Raw genomic sequence first — 14,810 nt, forward strand, 5'->3', positions numbered from 1 at the left:
GTCATGTCTTTCTTGCTTGGGCCGCTCTCAGGAGTCCGACAGGGTCAGTTCCGCGACGAAGTCATAGGCGTCGCCCCGGTAGAGCGAGCGGGTGAATTCCACCACCCGGCCGGAGGCGAGGTAGGAGATGCGTTCGATGGAAAGGCTGGCCGATCCTGCCGGTACGCCGAGCATCGCGGCATCCGGATCCTTCAGGCTGCAGGCCGAAATACGCTGCACGGCGCGCACTGGCCGGGACTTGGTCTTGTCCAGTTCTGCATAGAGCGAGGTCCCGATCCGGATTGGGTCGGGCAGGAATTCGGCGGAAATGCTCGCCCGCTCGATGGCAAGCGGCATATCGTCGGCAATGCGCAGGCGGCCGAGCCGCGCCACAAGCGCATCCGCCGGCAGGCCAAGCGCCATCATCTCGTCGGGAGAAGGATGAAAGAGCCCGCGCTCGATCCACTGGGCGGTCGTCGTCAGCCCGCGCCGCGCCATGTCTTCGGTAAAGGATGTCAGGCGCGACAGCGACTGCTGGACACGATGCACCGGCTTGACGACGAATGTACCGGAGCCGTGCCGGCGCACCAGCAGGCCATCCCTGACCAGATCATCGACGGCCTTGCGCACCGTCACGCGGCTGATGCTCGCATAGTCGGCCAGATCTCGTTCCGGGGGTAGCGCATCGCCATGATTGAGCTTGCCTGAGAGGATCGCATCTTCCAGCGACTGCCGGAGTTTCAGGTATAGCGGTCCTGAACCCCCGGCCTGCAAGCCTTCCAGCGGCAATATGGCCTCGAGATGCTGGGTCATGCCTGGCCTCCCGCGGCAAAGCGCTTGGCCGCAAGCGCGACCGAGCCGGTCAGAGCGTCCGCTTCCGGTTCCATGAACAACGGCTGGTGCCGCTCTGCAAGCCATGGGCGATAGATCGGAGCCAGCCCGCCCAGCAGGCAGAGCTTGCGGCTGCCCTGTGCCACTACGGCATCCAGGGCTTCATCGATGGTCTGTGCCGACGCATGCAACAACGCGACCGCCACCGGATCGTTGCGGCCTGCATATTCGAAAACCTTGGGGGCAAAACGGCCGAATTCGCCCGGGCGAGCCGCGCGCGCAAATTCAACGACCTCACGTGGGTCATCGTTGAATTCGGCCATGACAGCGTTCGTCAGCGGCGACGAGGGGTGAATCCGATCGAAGGCGAGGACACTCTCCTGCAGGAGCGCATGGCCGAGGCGGGCGCCGCTTCCGAGATCGCCGATCTGGAACCCCCATCCGCCGATATAGCGGATGTCATTCGCCTGCCGGGCAATATAGATGGAACCCGTGCCAAGAATCGCCACCGCGCCGTCGCTATCGCCGAGCGCGCCCTGCAATGCGATGAGGCCATCGGATTCGATATCCGCCTTGGCGAACGGCAGGCGCTCTTTCACATAGTGAACGGCATCGCCGACATTGCTGCCGGCCACGCCAAGCAGGGCGCAGGCTGAGCCGATCTTCGAGGGGGCAATGTTGGCCTCCTCGAACGCAGCCGTGGCCGCGCCGACAATATGGATCAGGGCATTGTCGGGATCGGTCAGAATGTTGGCGGCGCCGCTTTTGCCGCGCCCGAGGATACGCCCTTCGGCGTCCGCTACAGCCGCGCGGCAGCTCGTGCCTCCACCATCGATTCCCAGAATGTAGTTTGGCATGGATACCTCCGGGAAAAAGGATACCAAAAAAATACCATTAACCAAGGGGGATTTGGTCTTTAATTGGATTTATCAATTAACATACTGAAATATTTTGATTATTTTGTAAGCCCAAATTTTTCTTCGGCCGGAAGTTAATTTTTCCTAGACAATTGGTATTTTTTTGGCATTAATTTGCGGAGAGGGAGATTAAGCGAATGCCGTCAGCGAAGACCGAAGAGCGTCATGACAAGGCGATGGGACTGGATGTCATGCATCCGGCGCTGGCGCTTCGTCTGCTTGCGTCCGGCCAGCAGGCCGCGGCCAAGGCCGTCGATGCAGCGATCGAGTCTATTGCCGCCGCGGCGCGGATTGCAGCTGACGTGCTGGCAAATGGCGGCCGCCTGGCCTATGCCGGTGCCGGCAGCTCTGGCCTGATGGCGATGACCGATGCTCTGGAATTGCCCGGCACCTATGGAATAGCGCTCGACAAGGTCGTGGTGCTTCTTGCCGGCGGTGCCGCGAGCCTGGCGGACCTTGCCGGCGGTTACGAAGACGATATGGATTTGGCGCGCAAGGATGTGCGCGACGCTGGTATCGGCAAGGGCGATTGCCTGATTTCCGTTTCTGCCAGCGGCTCGACGCCCTATGCGCTGGCCGCCGCTGATGAGGCCCGGCAGCGCGGCGCGCGCGTCATCGCCATGGCCAACAATCCCGGTGCCGTCCTTTTCCAGAATGCCGACGTGTCCATTCTGCTGCAGACGCCGCCCGAGGTTGTCTCCGGATCGACCCGTATGGGGGCCGCCACGGCGCAGAAGATCGCCTTCAACATGTTTTCGACGCTTGTCGGCATCCATCTCGGCCATGTCTATGACGGACATATGGTCAACCTGAAAGCCGACAACGCGAAACTGCGCGGCCGCGCCATTCGTATCGTTTCCGATATCGCTGGGGTCAGCGCCACGGAAGCCGGCCGTTACCTCACCACATCATCGGGCTCGGTAAAGATCGCCATTCTTCTTGCCGCTGGGGCAAAAGACGTGGCCGCTGCGGAAGCAGCGCTTGCCGAGGCCGGGCAAAACTTGCGCCGCGCCTTGTCTGGCGTCGCGGCACATTGATCTGGGTTTTAAAACCGCGCCAAACCGGCGCATATAAAAGGGAGAACGTAATGACCCGCACTACCTTGAAAGGTTTGCTGCTTGCATCCAGCATCCTCGGCTCCGCCGGGCTGGCCCATGCGGAAGACGTCACGCTGACGATCGAAAGCTGGCGCAACGACGACCTGACCATCTGGCAGGAAAAACTGATTCCGGCTTTTGAGGCGAAGAACCCGGGCATCAAGGTCGTGTTCGCGCCGACCGCGCCGACCGAGTACAACGCGGCTCTGAACGCCAAGCTCGACGCCGGCTCCGCAGGCGACCTCGTCACCTGCCGCCCGTTCGACGCCTCGCTCGAACTCTACAACAAGAAGCATCTTGCCGATCTTACCGGCCTTGCCGGCATGGAGAACTTCTCGCCGGTGGCCAAGGCCGCCTGGACGACGGATGACGGCGCTGCCACCTTCTGCGTGCCGATGGCCTCGGTTATCCATGGCTTCATCTACAACAAGGATGCCTTCGACAAGCTCGGCATCGCTATTCCCGCAACGGAAGCCGACTTCTTCGCAGCCCTCGACAAGATCAAGGCTGACGGCACCTATATCCCGCTTGCCATGGGCACGAAGGACCTCTGGGAGGCCGCCACCATGGGCTACCAGAACATCGGCCCGACCTACTGGAAGGGTGAAGAAGGCCGCGCCGCTCTCATCAAGGGCGAGCAGAAGCTGACCGACGCCGACTGGGTCGAGCCCTACAAGGTTCTCGCCAAGTGGAAGGACTATCTCGGCGACGGCTTCGAAGCCCAGACCTACCCCGACAGCCAGAACCTGTTCACGCTCGGCCGCGCCGCCATCTATCCGGCCGGCTCGTGGGAAATCGGCCTGTTCAACACGCAGGCCCAGTTCAAGATGGGCGCCTTCCCGCCGCCGGTCAAAGCTGCTGGCGACGCTTGCTACATTTCCGACCACAACGACATCGGCGTCGGCCTGAATGCCAAGAGCGCGCACCCGGAAGAAGCCAAGAAGCTTCTCTCCTGGATCGCTTCGCCTGAATTCGCCGACATCTATGCCAACTCGCTGCCGGGCTTCTTCAGCCTGAACTCGACGCCGGTGGTGATGAAAGACCCGCTCGCCCAGGAATTCGTCTCCTGGCGCGAAAAGTGCAAGCCGACCATCCGCTCGACCTACCAGATCCTGTCGCGTGGCACCCCGAACCTCGAAAACGAGACCTGGGTCGAATCGGCAAACGTGATCAACGGCACCGATACGCCGGAAGTCGCCGCCGAGAAGCTGCAGAAGGGCCTCGACAGCTGGTACAAGCCTGCCAAGTAAATTGGGGTCGTGGGGAACTGCCCCTCACCCTAGCCCTCTCCCCGCATGCGGGGAGAGGGGATTACCGGAATTTGCGGCCTGTCCCTTCTCCCCGTTCACGGGGAGAAGGTGCCCGAAAGGGCGGATGAGGGGCGGCACTTTGGTGCCGGACGTTCTTCTGCGAAAATGCAAAGCGTCCAGCCGAAAACATGTAATCTGAAATCACATCCTGCCAGCGCCTTTTCGGCTTGCTGGTTAAGGCATGCGCGGCGGGGACCGGCGGCGCAGCGCCCTGCCGCATATCGCGGCGATCGACGAAAAACGGGTCGGAGCGGCAGAAGCCATGAGCAGCGCCATATCGTCTGAGGACAGCATAGAGGTTCCGGCACGGCCGAGACGCTGGCATATCCTTGTTTTCCTGTTGCCGGCCGTCATCGTCTATTCCGCCGTGATGATCCTGCCGCTGATCGAAACGCTGCGCCTGTCGCTGTTCAACACGGTGGACGGGCAATCGACCTTCGTCGGTCTCTCCAATTTCCAGGTCCTGTTTGGCGACGAGCGCTGGGCCGCCGATTTCTGGCGGGCGCTGAAGAACAATTTCATCTTCTTTGCGATCCACATGCTGGTGCAGAACCCGCTCGGCATCGCGCTTGCTGCCATGCTGTCGATCCCCAAGCTCCGGCTTGCCACGTTCTATCGCACGGCGATCTTCATGCCGACGATCCTGTCCTTCGTCATCGTCGGTTTCATCTGGAAGCTGATCCTGTCGCCGATCTGGGGCATAACGCCGTTCTTCATGGATCTCGTCGGCCTGAAATCGCTGTTCGGTCCCTGGCTCGGAAAGCCCGGTTCGGCATTGATCACGGTCTCGCTGATCTCCGTCTGGCAGAATGTCGGCATCCCGATGATGCTGATCTATGCCGCCCTCCTGAATATCCCGGACGAAGTGATCGAAGCCGCCGAATGCGACGGGATCACCGGCTGGAGCCAGTTCTGGAAGATCAAGCTGCCGCTGGTCCTGCCGGCGATCGGCATGGTCTCGATCCTGACCTTTGTCGGCAATTTCAACGCCTTCGATTTGATCTACACGGTGCAGGGCGCGCTCGCCGGACCGGACGGGGCGACCGACATTCTCGGAACCTTGCTCTATCGCACCTTCTTCGGTTTCCAGCTTCAGCTTGGCGACCGCTCGATGGGCGCGACGATCGCCACCGTGATGTTCCTGATCATCCTTGCTGGCGTCTCGCTTTATCTCTTCGGCATCCAGCGGCGTGTTCGCCGCTACCAGTTCTAAGGGAGGACGATCATGTCAAAAGCACGCATCTCGCCACTGCGCTCCGGCTTCGTTCACCTGGCACTGGCCGGTTATACCGTAGTCGCACTGTTTCCGGTCGTCCTGACGATCATGAATTCGCTCAAGGACAAGAACGCGATCTTCCGCACGCCGCTGGCCCTGCCGACGGCGGAGACCTTCAGCCTGATCGGCTACACGACGGTGTTGAAGCAAGGCGATTTCATCAGCTACTTCCAGAACAGCCTGATCGTCACGGTGGTCTCGATCTTCTTTGCGCTGCTGTTCGGCGCGATGGCCGCCTTCGCGCTCTCGGAATATCGCTTCCGGGGCAATACGCTGATGGGGCTTTACCTTGCGATCGGCATCATGATCCCGATCCGTCTCGGCACGGTCGCCATCCTGCAGGGCATGGTCGCCGCCGGTCTGGTCAACACCCTGACGGCGCTGATCCTCGTCTATACCGCGCAGGGCCTGCCGCTCGCCATCTTCATCCTGTCCGAGTTCATGCGCACGGTGTCGGATGACCTGAAGAATGCCGGACGCATCGACGGCCTGTCGGAATATGCGATCTTCTTCCGCCTCGTGCTGCCGCTTGTCCGCCCGGCCATGGCGACGGTGGCGGTCTTCACGATGATCCCGATCTGGAACGACCTCTGGTTCCCGCTGATCCTCGCCCCTGGAGAAGCCACCAAGACGGTGACGCTCGGCTCTCAGGTGTTCATCGGACAGTTCGTCACCAACTGGAACGCGGTTCTCGCCGCCCTGTCGCTGGCGATCTTCCCGGTTCTCATTCTCTACGTCATCTTCTCGCGGCAGCTGATCCGCGGCATTACCGCAGGAGCCGTCAAGTAATGAGCAAACCCATCCGTGTTCTCGTTGCCGGTCTCGGCAATATGGGCCGCAGCCATGCGCTGGCCTACCACAACAATCCCGGCTTCGAGATCGTCGGTCTCGTCAATCGTTCGAAGCCGGTGCTGGCCCCGGAACTCGGCGGCTACACGATCCATCCGGATTTCGCGGCGGCCTTGAAAGAGCTGAAGCCCGATCTCTGCTCGATCTGCACCTATTCCGACAGCCATGCCGATTATGCCGTCATGGCGTTCGAGGCTGGCTGCGACGTCTTCATCGAAAAGCCGCTGGCAACGACGGTTGCCGACGCCGAGCGCGTCGTGGCGGCGGCGAAGAAGGCCGGCAAGAAACTCGTTGTCGGCTACATTCTGCGCCACCACCCGTCCTGGATCCGCCTGATCGCGGAGGCCCGCAAGCTCGGCGGTCCCTATGTCTTCCGCATGAACCTCAACCAGCAATCCAGCGGCCCGACCTGGATGACGCACAAGTCGTTGATGGAAACCACGCCGCCGATCGTCGATTGCGGTGTCCATTATGTCGATGTCATGTGCCAGATCACCGACGCCAAGGCTGTCGAAGTGCGCGGCATGGGCTTGCGGCTGTCGAATGAAATCGCCGCCGACATGTATAATTACGGCCACCTGCAGGTGATCTACGATGACGGTTCGGTCGGCTGGTACGAAGCCGCCTGGGGGCCGATGATTTCGGAGACTGCTTTCTTCGTGAAGGACGTCATGACGCCGAATGGCAGCGTCTCCATCGTCATGGACCCGAATGCCAAGTCCGACGATATCGACACGCACACCAAGACGGCTGTCATTCGCATTCACAAGGCCGAAACCGGCGCAGATGGCCGGTTCGTCCACAAGGATGAAGACCTGAAGATGGACGGCGAGCCGGGGCATCAGGATCTCTGCGATCTCGAGCAGGCCTATGTGCTGAAAGCCATCACCGAAAACATCGATCTCGATCGGCACATGAACGATGCCGTCCAGTCGCTGCGCATCTGCCTTGCGGCCGATGAGAGCGTGCGGACCGGCCAGCCGGTCAAACTCTAACGAAACATGTCCCGTTCCGCTGCCAGGCAGCGAATCGAAAGGCATATGCGACAACAAACAAGGGGCCTCACGTGGGATCACTTCAACTGAAATCCATCCGCAAGGCCTTCGGCAACCACGAAGTCCTGAAGGGCATCGACCTTGAGGTAAAGGATGGCGAGTTCGTCATTTTCGTCGGCCCGTCCGGCTGCGGCAAGTCCACGCTGCTGCGCGTCATTGCCGGTCTCGAGGATGCGACCTCTGGCAGCGTCCAGATCGACGGGCAGGAAGTCATCAACACCCCGCCGGCCAAGCGCGGCATCGCCATGGTGTTTCAGTCCTACGCGCTTTATCCGCACCTGACGGTCAAGGACAATATGGGGCTTGGCCTCAAGCAGATGGGCGCACCCAAGGCCGAAGTCGATGCCAAGGTTGCCAAGGCGTCCGGCATGCTGTCGCTGGAACCCTATCTCGCCCGCCGCCCGGCCGAGCTTTCCGGCGGCCAGCGCCAGCGTGTCGCCATCGGCCGCGCCATCGTGCGGGAACCCAAGCTGTTCCTGTTCGACGAGCCGCTGTCCAATCTCGATGCAGCCCTTCGCGTCAACACGCGCCTCGAAATCGCAAGGCTGCACCGCAGCCTCAAGGCGACGATGATCTATGTGACGCATGATCAGGTCGAGGCGATGACGCTCGCCGACAAGATCGTCGTACTCAATGCCGGCCAGATCGAGCAGATCGGATCGCCGATGGAGCTGTACAACAAGCCGGCAAATACGTTCGTCGCGGGTTTCATCGGTTCGCCGCAGATGAATTTTATCGAAGCGGGCAGGCTCGGGGATGGCCAGGCCAAGACGGTCGGCATCCGTCCCGAACACATCACCCTGTCGCGCGAAAAGGGCGACTGGAAGGGCAAGGTCATCCATGTCGAGCATCTCGGTGCCGATACGATCCTTTATCTCGAAACCGAAGTCACCGGCCTGCTGACGGTCCGTCTGTTCGGTGAACACCAATACGATGTCGACGACATCGTCTACGCGACACCGGACACGGCGGCGATGCATCGCTTCGGTGCCGACGACCGGGTTTTGCGCTGATCCGAAAATGCAGTTGTATCCGGACGACGACGAAAGTTGCCGTTCGGGTAACGGTCTGTTGCGCGCCGCATCATCGGCTTGCGCTGGCTCAAATTTTAACATACATATCTGTTTGTATAATTGATGCGCAGGCAGATCTATCCCGGTAAAGCCTCCGTATCAGATTGATTTTCATGAACTTCCAGCTGCGGCTGACGTTTTCGCCAGAAGACGGTCAGTCTTGCGGCTGGTCTTTGCGTATGGAACAAACGATGCGGATGAACCGACCGATACTGGCTGCAACTGTGGCTGCTGTGCTTATTCTTTCCGGTTGCCAGGAAGGTGAGGGCGAAAACCAGGCGGCTCCGTCCTATCCGCCGGCGCAGGTGGCGGTGATCACCACCAAGGCCGAATCGCTGCCGATCACCAACGATCTGCCGGGCCGCATCGCCGCGACGCGCACCTCCGAAGTGCGACCGCGCGCGACCGGCATCGTTATCGAGCGTGTGTTCGAGCAGGGATCGCACGTCAGTGAAGGCGATGTGCTCTACCGCATCGACCCGGCCTCGTTCCAGGTTCAGGTCGAAAGCGCCGAAGGCACGCTGCGCCGCGCGAAAGCGGTGCAGTTGCAGGCCAAGCAGGCAGCCGACCGGCAGGAGCAGTTGAAAAAGTCCGGCGTCGCCACCGGCCAGAACTATGATGACGCCGTTGCGCAGCTGGCGCAGGCCGATGCCGATGTGGCCATTGCCGAGGCGGGTCTCGCCTCCGCCAAGCTCAATCTGCAATATACCAATGTGACGGCGCCGATCAGCGGCCGGATCGGCCGTGCGCTGATCACCGAAGGCGCGCTCGTCAGCGCCAACGGGACTGAAAACCTGGCGACGATCCAGCAGCTGGATCCGGTCTATGCAGACTTTACCCAGTCCGCGACCGATCTCATCCGCCTGCGTAAGGCGCTGCAGGACGGAGCACTCGCCACCGACAAAAACGAGGCCAAGGTTCGCCTTGTGATGGACGACGGCAGCGCCTACGCGCATGCCGGCAAGCTGCTGTTCTCCGAAGCGGCGGTCGATGAAACCACCGGCCAGGTCACCCTGCGTGGCGAATTCCCCAATCCGGACGGCGATCTGCTGCCCGGCATGTATGTGCGCGTGCTGATCGAACAGGGGGTCGAGAAGGATGCCATCGCCGTTCCGTCGCAGGCGATACAGCGCGACACGGCCGGCAAGGCGCAGGTCTATGTCGTTGGCGCCGACAACAAGGTGGAAATCCGCCAGGTCAACACGAGCCGCGTCGTCGGAGAAAGCTGGGCGATATCGAGCGGGCTGAATGCCGGCGAGAAGGTGATCGTCGAAGGGTTTCAGAAAATCCGGCCCGGCGGCGAGGTCGTACCGACCGAATGGCAGCCCGGCAAGCCGGTTGGCGAAGGCGCGCAAGGTCAGGGCGAACAGCCCAAGGATCAGAATGCCGCCGCTCCGGCGGACAAGCCCGTCGAGGGTGACAAGTCCGGCGAAGCGAAGGCCGCTCCGGCCGCAGACGCGAAGTAAGGGCGTATCATGCCGAGTTTCTTCATCGATCGTCCGATTTTTGCCTGGGTTGTCGCCCTCTTCATCATGATTTCAGGCATCATCGCAATTCCGTTCCTGCCGATTGCGCAGTATCCGAACGTCGCTCCGCCGCAGATTTCGGTTTCGACGACCTATCCGGGTGCGTCGTCCCAGGAGACCTACGAAGCCGTGACGCAGCTCATTGAAAACGAGCTCAACGGCATCGACGGCATGCAGTATTTCGAATCGACGTCGAATGCCGCCGGCTCCGTGGACATCACGGTCACCTTCGCGCCTGGAACCGATTCCGGCGACGCGGCGATCGACGTGCAGAACCGCGTCCGCCGGGTCGAATCGCGCCTTCCGGACGCCGTGACGCAGCAGGGCATTCAGGTCGAGGAAGCGGGCTCCGGCTTCCTTCTGATCATCTCGCTGACCTCAAGCGATGGTGCGAACGATGCGATCAGCCTCGGTGACTATCTGAGCCGCAACGTACTCAACGAAATCCAGCGCGTGCCTGGCGTCGGTCGTGCGCAACTTTTCTCGACCGAGCGCTCGATGCGCATCTGGCTCGATCCCGACAAGATGCGTGGCCTCAACCTGACCACGGGCGATATCAACACCGCCATTCAGGCGCAGAACGCGCAGATTGCCGCGGGCAGCATCGGCGCCCAGCCCAACCCCATCGCGCAGCAGATCAGCGCACCGGTCGTCGTCAAGGGACAGCTTTCATCCCCGGAAGAATTCGGCTCGATCGTGCTTCGCGCCAATTCCGACGGTTCGGCCGTGCGTCTGCGCGACGTGGCGCGGATCGAGATCGGCGGTCAGAGCTATTCGACATCGACACGCCTCAACGGCAAGCCATCGGCCGCCATCGCGGTCCAGCTGACGCCCACGGGAAACGCGCTGAACACGGCAAACGCCGTCAAGGCGCGCATGGACGACCTTTCCCGCTTCTTCCCCGCCGGGATCGAATACAGCATTCCTTACAACACCGCGCCCTTCGTCGAGGTTTCGATCGAAAAGGTGCTGCACACGCTGCTTGAGGCCGTCGCGCTCGTGTTTTTGGTGATGTTCCTGTTCCTGCAGAACATCCGCTACACGATCATTCCGACGCTCGTCGTTCCCGTCGCCCTTCTGGGCACGTGTGCTGCCATGTATGCGATGGGCTTCTCCATCAACGTGCTCACCATGTTCGGGATGGTTCTTGCGATCGGCATTCTCGTCGATGACGCGATCATCGTGGTCGAGAATGTCGAGCGCATCATGTCGGAAGAAGGCCTGACGCCCAAGGAAGCCACGCGCAAGGCGATGAAGCAGATCACCAGCGCCATCATCGGCATCACGCTGGTGCTGTCGGCCGTCTTCATTCCCATGGCCTTCTTCCCGGGCGCCGTCGGCGTCATCTATCAGCAGTTCAGCCTGACCATGGTGGTGTCGATCCTGTTTTCGGCCATCCTGGCACTGTCGCTGACGCCGGCACTCTGCGCCAGCTTCCTCAAGCAGGTTCCCAAGGGCCATCATCACGCCAAGCGCGGCTTCTTCGGCCTCTTCAACCGCGGTTTCGACAAGGCGTCGCAACGCTATAGCGGCTGGGTTTCCGGGATCATCCGGCGCACCGGCCGCGTCATGCTGGTCTATGTTCTGGTGGTTGGCGGCCTTGCCTATCTGTTCGTGAAACTACCCTCGTCCTTCCTTCCGGATGAGGACCAGGGCTTCGTTATCGTCAGCATGCAGCTTCCCGCCGAAGCGACTGCGAACCGCACCAACGAGGTGATCGAACAGGTCGAGGGTATTTTCGGCCAGGAAAAGGCCGTCGAGCGCATCATCGCCATCAACGGCTTTTCCTTCTCCGGCGCCGGGCAGAACGCTGGTCTTGCCTTCGTGACGCTCAAGGACTGGTCCGAGCGCGGGCCTGAGGATGCGGCGAGCGCAATCGCCGGCCGCGCGACCGGGGCCATGTCGCAGATCAAGGATGCCATCAGCTTTGCGCTGTCGCCGCCGCCGATCCAGGGCCTGGGCACCACCAACGGTTTCTCTTTCCGCCTGCAGGATCGCGGCGGGCAGGGGGAAAAGGCGCTGGCGGCCGCGCGTGACCAGTTGCTTGGCCTTGCCGCACAAAGCCCAATTCTTGCCGGCGTGCGCGTCGAAGGCCTTCCGGACGCCGCCCAGATCAACCTTGTCATCGATCGTGAAAAGGCCAACACTTTCGGCGTGGCATTCGCGGACATCAATTCGACGATCTCGACGCAGCTCGGGTCGTCCTATGTCAACGACTTTCCCAATGCCGGCCGTTTGCAACGTGTGACGGTGCAGGCGGACGAAACCCGGCGTATGGCGCCGAACGATCTTCTGGCGCTTAATGTGCGCAACTCGAATGGCGGAATGGTGCCGCTTTCCGCCTTCGCGACGATCGAGTGGGAAATGGGCGCCGCCCAGACCGTCGGCTATAATGGCTATTCCTCCATCCGCATCAGCGGTCAGGCAAAGCCCGGTTACTCGTCGGGCGATGCGATCTCCGAAATGGAGCGGCTTGCCGGGCAGCTGCCGCAGGGCTTTGCCTATGAATGGACGGGCCAGTCGCTTGAGGAAATCAACTCCGGCTCGCAGGCGCCGATCCTGATCGGCCTCTCCTGCCTCTTGATCTTCCTCTGCCTTGCGGCGCTCTACGAAAGCTGGTCGATTCCGATCTCGGTCATGATGGTGGTGCCGCTTGGTGTCATCGGGGCAGTGCTTGCTGTGACCATGCGCGACATGCCGAACGACGTTTACTTCAAGGTCGGCCTGATCGCGATCATCGGCCTCTCCGCCAAGAACGCGATCCTGATTATCGAGTTCGCCAAGGAACAGATGGAGGCCGGAAAACCGTTGATGGACGCCATCATCGAGGCGTCGCACTTGCGTTTCCGGCCGATCCTGATGACCTCGCTCGCCTTCACCCTCGGCGTGCTGCCGCTGGCGATCGCCACTGGCGCAAGCTCGGGCAGCCAGCGGGCGATCGGTACCGGCGTCATGGGCGGCATGATCTCGGCGACGGTGCTTGCAATATTCTTCGTGCCGGTCTTCTTCGTGTTTATCATGAAGCTGTTCGGGCGGACGAAGCTGAAGCCCGTCGGCGCGGAAACGGCCGTCACGCCGGGCGAATGATGGAGGCGGCCCGCCGAGAGGCGGGCCCTTCCCTTGAGGGGGCGAACCATGCGCAGAACCAAGGCCGAGGCGGAGGAGACCCGCAACAGCATCATCAGCGCGGCGGAGCTGGTGTTCTTTGAGAAGGGCGTCTCGAACGCAACGCTCGAAGATGTCGCCAAGGCGGCCGGCGTGACGCGCGGTGCCATCTACTGGCATTTCTCCAACAAGACCGACCTCTTCCTTGAGCTCTACAATTCCGTGCCGATGCCGCAGGAAGACATGATTGCCCGCGAGATCGAGGAGCCCGGATCCGATGTGCTCTGTTACATCGAGAAGGCGGCGGGCGACTGGCTGGACGAAATGGCCGGGGACGAGCATCGCCAGCGGATCCTCACCATTCTCCTGCGTTGCGCCTATAGCGAGGATCTCCTGCCCGTTCTCCAAAGACAGCAGGAAGTCGACGACAGGCACGTCGCCTTGCTCGAAAACGCCTTCGCCAAGGCAAGGAGCGAGGGGTATCTCAATGCAAACTGGACACCGCAATCGGCGACCAAGGCGCTATGGTGGATGATGGGGGGGCTGTGCAGCGATTGGCTTCTGTTCGGCCGCCGTTTCGATCTGGTCGCCGAAGGCAAGGAAGCGCTGAGGCGCTTGTTCGGCAGCTTCCGGCAGGTTGCCGCTGCCATGGACATCCCCGCGGTCTGCTGATTTGTTCTGCAGACGTCGCGCCGCAGAACGCAGCCCGCAAACAGCAAAGTCATGACGGGTAGAATCCAGGGTTCAGGCTCAGGCTGCCGTCGATTTGAACTTGCTCATCAGATAGGGTCCGGAAAGCACCGGCCCGTATTTTGCCGTTTCGTCTTTGCCAAGGCAGGCTTCGAGCACGTTGATTTCCGCGTCCCAGTTGGGCTGGTGAAAAAAGGCGAGTGACTGCCGTCGCGCCATACCGCCTTCCTGCGGGGATGGATTGACGACGCGATGCAGGGTCGAAACCCAGCGGTCATTGGTCCAGCGCGCCATCAGGTCGCCGATATTGATGACGAAGGCGCCGGGAATAGGCGGCACCGGCGTCCATTGCCCGTCCGGCGTGATGATCTCCAATCCCTTCGAACCTTCCTGCGGCAGGAGGATCGTCAGGCTGCCATAGTCGGTATGCGCACCGGCGCGCAATTGTCCGGGCTTGGGCGGTAGATGTTGTTCCGGATAGTTGAGCGCGCGCAGCGCGCTGATCGGGGCATCGATGAAACGCTCGAAATAGGGTTCCGGCAGATCGAGCGCCACGGCAAAAAGCCGCATGATGCGGGCGGCAAGATCTTCTAGCGATGCGTAATAGGCTTTCCAGGCTTCGACAAAACCGTCCGGTCTGTCCGGCCAGATGGTTGGCGCATAGCAGAAGGCAAGCGCTTCCGGATCGGTGATGGAGGCCGGTTGCCTCAGCGGCCCGCCGTTGAAGCTTTCCTTGAGGTCCGGCGGGCTGTCGATATCGCGGGATCTCGCCAATGATTCCAGTTCGGGGCCGAGATAGCCGTAGGGATAGCCCTTGTAGGGCGCCCGGGCGTTCTGCTTCTCCTCGGGCGGTAAATCGAAAAATGCGCGTGCCTTGCTCCAGACGGCATCGATGATTGCCTGTGGCACGCCGTGATTGCTGATAGCCAGAAAGCCGGTGGCCCGGCAGATGGCATCGACTTGCCTGCCCAGCGTCTGCTTCCCGGCGTCATCCGCTTTTTCAAAGGCGCTGAGATCGAAGACGGGAAATTGCGGCTGCGGCATGCGATGGCTCCAGGTCAGTCTATGATCTCCATCATGCAGCCGGAAAGCCGCGACGCAA

Annotated in this window: 12 protein-coding genes; 9 read left to right on the top strand and 3 right to left on the bottom strand. The window is 61.4% G+C overall.

The window, feature by feature from the left end:
* Positions 1-27: 27 nt before the first annotated feature.
* A complete protein-coding gene (locus tag J2Z75_RS05500) occupies positions 28-792 on the bottom strand; it encodes a GntR family transcriptional regulator (RefSeq protein WP_209848953.1) in 765 nt (254 codons plus the stop codon).
* Positions 789-1,667, bottom strand: a complete 879-nt coding sequence (locus tag J2Z75_RS05505) for an N-acetylglucosamine kinase (protein ID WP_209848955.1) — start codon at positions 1,665-1,667, stop codon at positions 789-791. The genes J2Z75_RS05500 and J2Z75_RS05505 overlap by 4 nt, the downstream gene beginning before the upstream one ends.
* A gap of 197 nt (positions 1,668-1,864) precedes the next feature.
* On the opposite strand from J2Z75_RS05505, the gene J2Z75_RS05510 reads away from it, so the two are divergent.
* The 9 genes from J2Z75_RS05510 (at position 1,865) to J2Z75_RS05550 (ending at position 13,690) form a co-directional block, all read left to right on the top strand.
* Entirely contained in the window at positions 1,865-2,764 is a 900-nt protein-coding gene (locus tag J2Z75_RS05510) for an N-acetylmuramic acid 6-phosphate etherase (protein ID WP_209848959.1), read from the top strand.
* 50 nt (positions 2,765-2,814) lie between these two features.
* The gene (locus J2Z75_RS05515) at positions 2,815-4,074 is read left to right on the top strand and encodes an ABC transporter substrate-binding protein (RefSeq protein WP_209848961.1); all 1,260 of its coding nucleotides are present in this window, start codon (positions 2,815-2,817) and stop codon (positions 4,072-4,074) included.
* Between the two features lie 322 nt (positions 4,075-4,396).
* The gene (locus tag J2Z75_RS05520; RefSeq protein ID WP_209850612.1) at positions 4,397-5,347 is read left to right on the top strand and encodes a carbohydrate ABC transporter permease; all 951 of its coding nucleotides are present in this window, start codon (positions 4,397-4,399) and stop codon (positions 5,345-5,347) included.
* A gap of 12 nt (positions 5,348-5,359) precedes the next feature.
* Positions 5,360-6,199, top strand: coding sequence for a carbohydrate ABC transporter permease (locus tag J2Z75_RS05525; RefSeq protein WP_209848963.1), 840 nt, complete (start codon positions 5,360-5,362; stop codon positions 6,197-6,199).
* Positions 6,199-7,254 carry a Gfo/Idh/MocA family protein gene (locus J2Z75_RS05530; protein ID WP_209848965.1) on the top strand — a complete coding sequence of 352 codons (1,056 nt, stop codon included), beginning with the start codon at positions 6,199-6,201 and terminating at the stop codon, positions 7,252-7,254. The genes J2Z75_RS05525 and J2Z75_RS05530 overlap by 1 nt, the downstream gene beginning before the upstream one ends.
* A gap of 71 nt (positions 7,255-7,325) precedes the next feature.
* Positions 7,326-8,327 (top strand): ABC transporter ATP-binding protein, encoded by a 1,002-nt coding sequence (locus J2Z75_RS05535; protein WP_209848967.1) that lies wholly within the window; start codon positions 7,326-7,328, stop codon positions 8,325-8,327.
* A 239-nt stretch (positions 8,328-8,566) separates the two neighbouring features.
* Positions 8,567-9,853: an efflux RND transporter periplasmic adaptor subunit gene (locus J2Z75_RS05540; protein WP_209848969.1), complete on the top strand. Its 1,287-nt coding sequence runs from the start codon at positions 8,567-8,569 to the stop codon at positions 9,851-9,853.
* Positions 9,854-9,862: 9 nt separating this feature from the next.
* On the top strand, positions 9,863-13,000 hold the full coding sequence (locus J2Z75_RS05545; protein ID WP_209848972.1) for an efflux RND transporter permease subunit: 3,138 nt from the start codon (positions 9,863-9,865) through the stop codon (positions 12,998-13,000).
* Between the two features lie 48 nt (positions 13,001-13,048).
* On the top strand, positions 13,049-13,690 hold the full coding sequence (locus J2Z75_RS05550) for a TetR family transcriptional regulator (RefSeq protein ID WP_209848974.1): 642 nt from the start codon (positions 13,049-13,051) through the stop codon (positions 13,688-13,690).
* A gap of 78 nt (positions 13,691-13,768) precedes the next feature.
* On the opposite strand, the gene J2Z75_RS05555 is transcribed toward J2Z75_RS05550, so the two are convergent.
* Positions 13,769-14,752 carry an isopenicillin N synthase family dioxygenase gene (locus J2Z75_RS05555; protein WP_209848976.1) on the bottom strand — a complete coding sequence of 328 codons (984 nt, stop codon included), beginning with the start codon at positions 14,750-14,752 and terminating at the stop codon, positions 13,769-13,771.
* Between the last annotated feature and the right edge of the window lie 58 nt (positions 14,753-14,810).

Source organism: Rhizobium herbae (assembly GCF_017873135.1).
Classification (GTDB): domain Bacteria; phylum Pseudomonadota; class Alphaproteobacteria; order Rhizobiales; family Rhizobiaceae; genus Pararhizobium; species Pararhizobium herbae.

Coding starts and splice junctions, on each gene's coding strand:
- J2Z75_RS05510 (WP_209848959.1), top strand. CDS start 1,865: ATGCCGTCAGCGAAGACCGAAGAGCGTCATGACAAGGCGATGGGACTG.
- J2Z75_RS05520 (WP_209850612.1), top strand. CDS start 4,397: ATGAGCAGCGCCATATCGTCTGAGGACAGCATAGAGGTTCCGGCACGG.
- J2Z75_RS05515 (WP_209848961.1), top strand. CDS start 2,815: ATGACCCGCACTACCTTGAAAGGTTTGCTGCTTGCATCCAGCATCCTC.
- J2Z75_RS05505 (WP_209848955.1), bottom strand. CDS start 1,667: ATGCCAAACTACATTCTGGGAATCGATGGTGGAGGCACGAGCTGCCGC.
- J2Z75_RS05530 (WP_209848965.1), top strand. CDS start 6,199: ATGAGCAAACCCATCCGTGTTCTCGTTGCCGGTCTCGGCAATATGGGC.
- J2Z75_RS05555 (WP_209848976.1), bottom strand. CDS start 14,752: ATGCCGCAGCCGCAATTTCCCGTCTTCGATCTCAGCGCCTTTGAAAAA.
- J2Z75_RS05525 (WP_209848963.1), top strand. CDS start 5,360: ATGTCAAAAGCACGCATCTCGCCACTGCGCTCCGGCTTCGTTCACCTG.
- J2Z75_RS05540 (WP_209848969.1), top strand. CDS start 8,567: ATGGAACAAACGATGCGGATGAACCGACCGATACTGGCTGCAACTGTG.
- J2Z75_RS05550 (WP_209848974.1), top strand. CDS start 13,049: ATGCGCAGAACCAAGGCCGAGGCGGAGGAGACCCGCAACAGCATCATC.
- J2Z75_RS05500 (WP_209848953.1), bottom strand. CDS start 792: ATGACCCAGCATCTCGAGGCCATATTGCCGCTGGAAGGCTTGCAGGCC.
- J2Z75_RS05545 (WP_209848972.1), top strand. CDS start 9,863: ATGCCGAGTTTCTTCATCGATCGTCCGATTTTTGCCTGGGTTGTCGCC.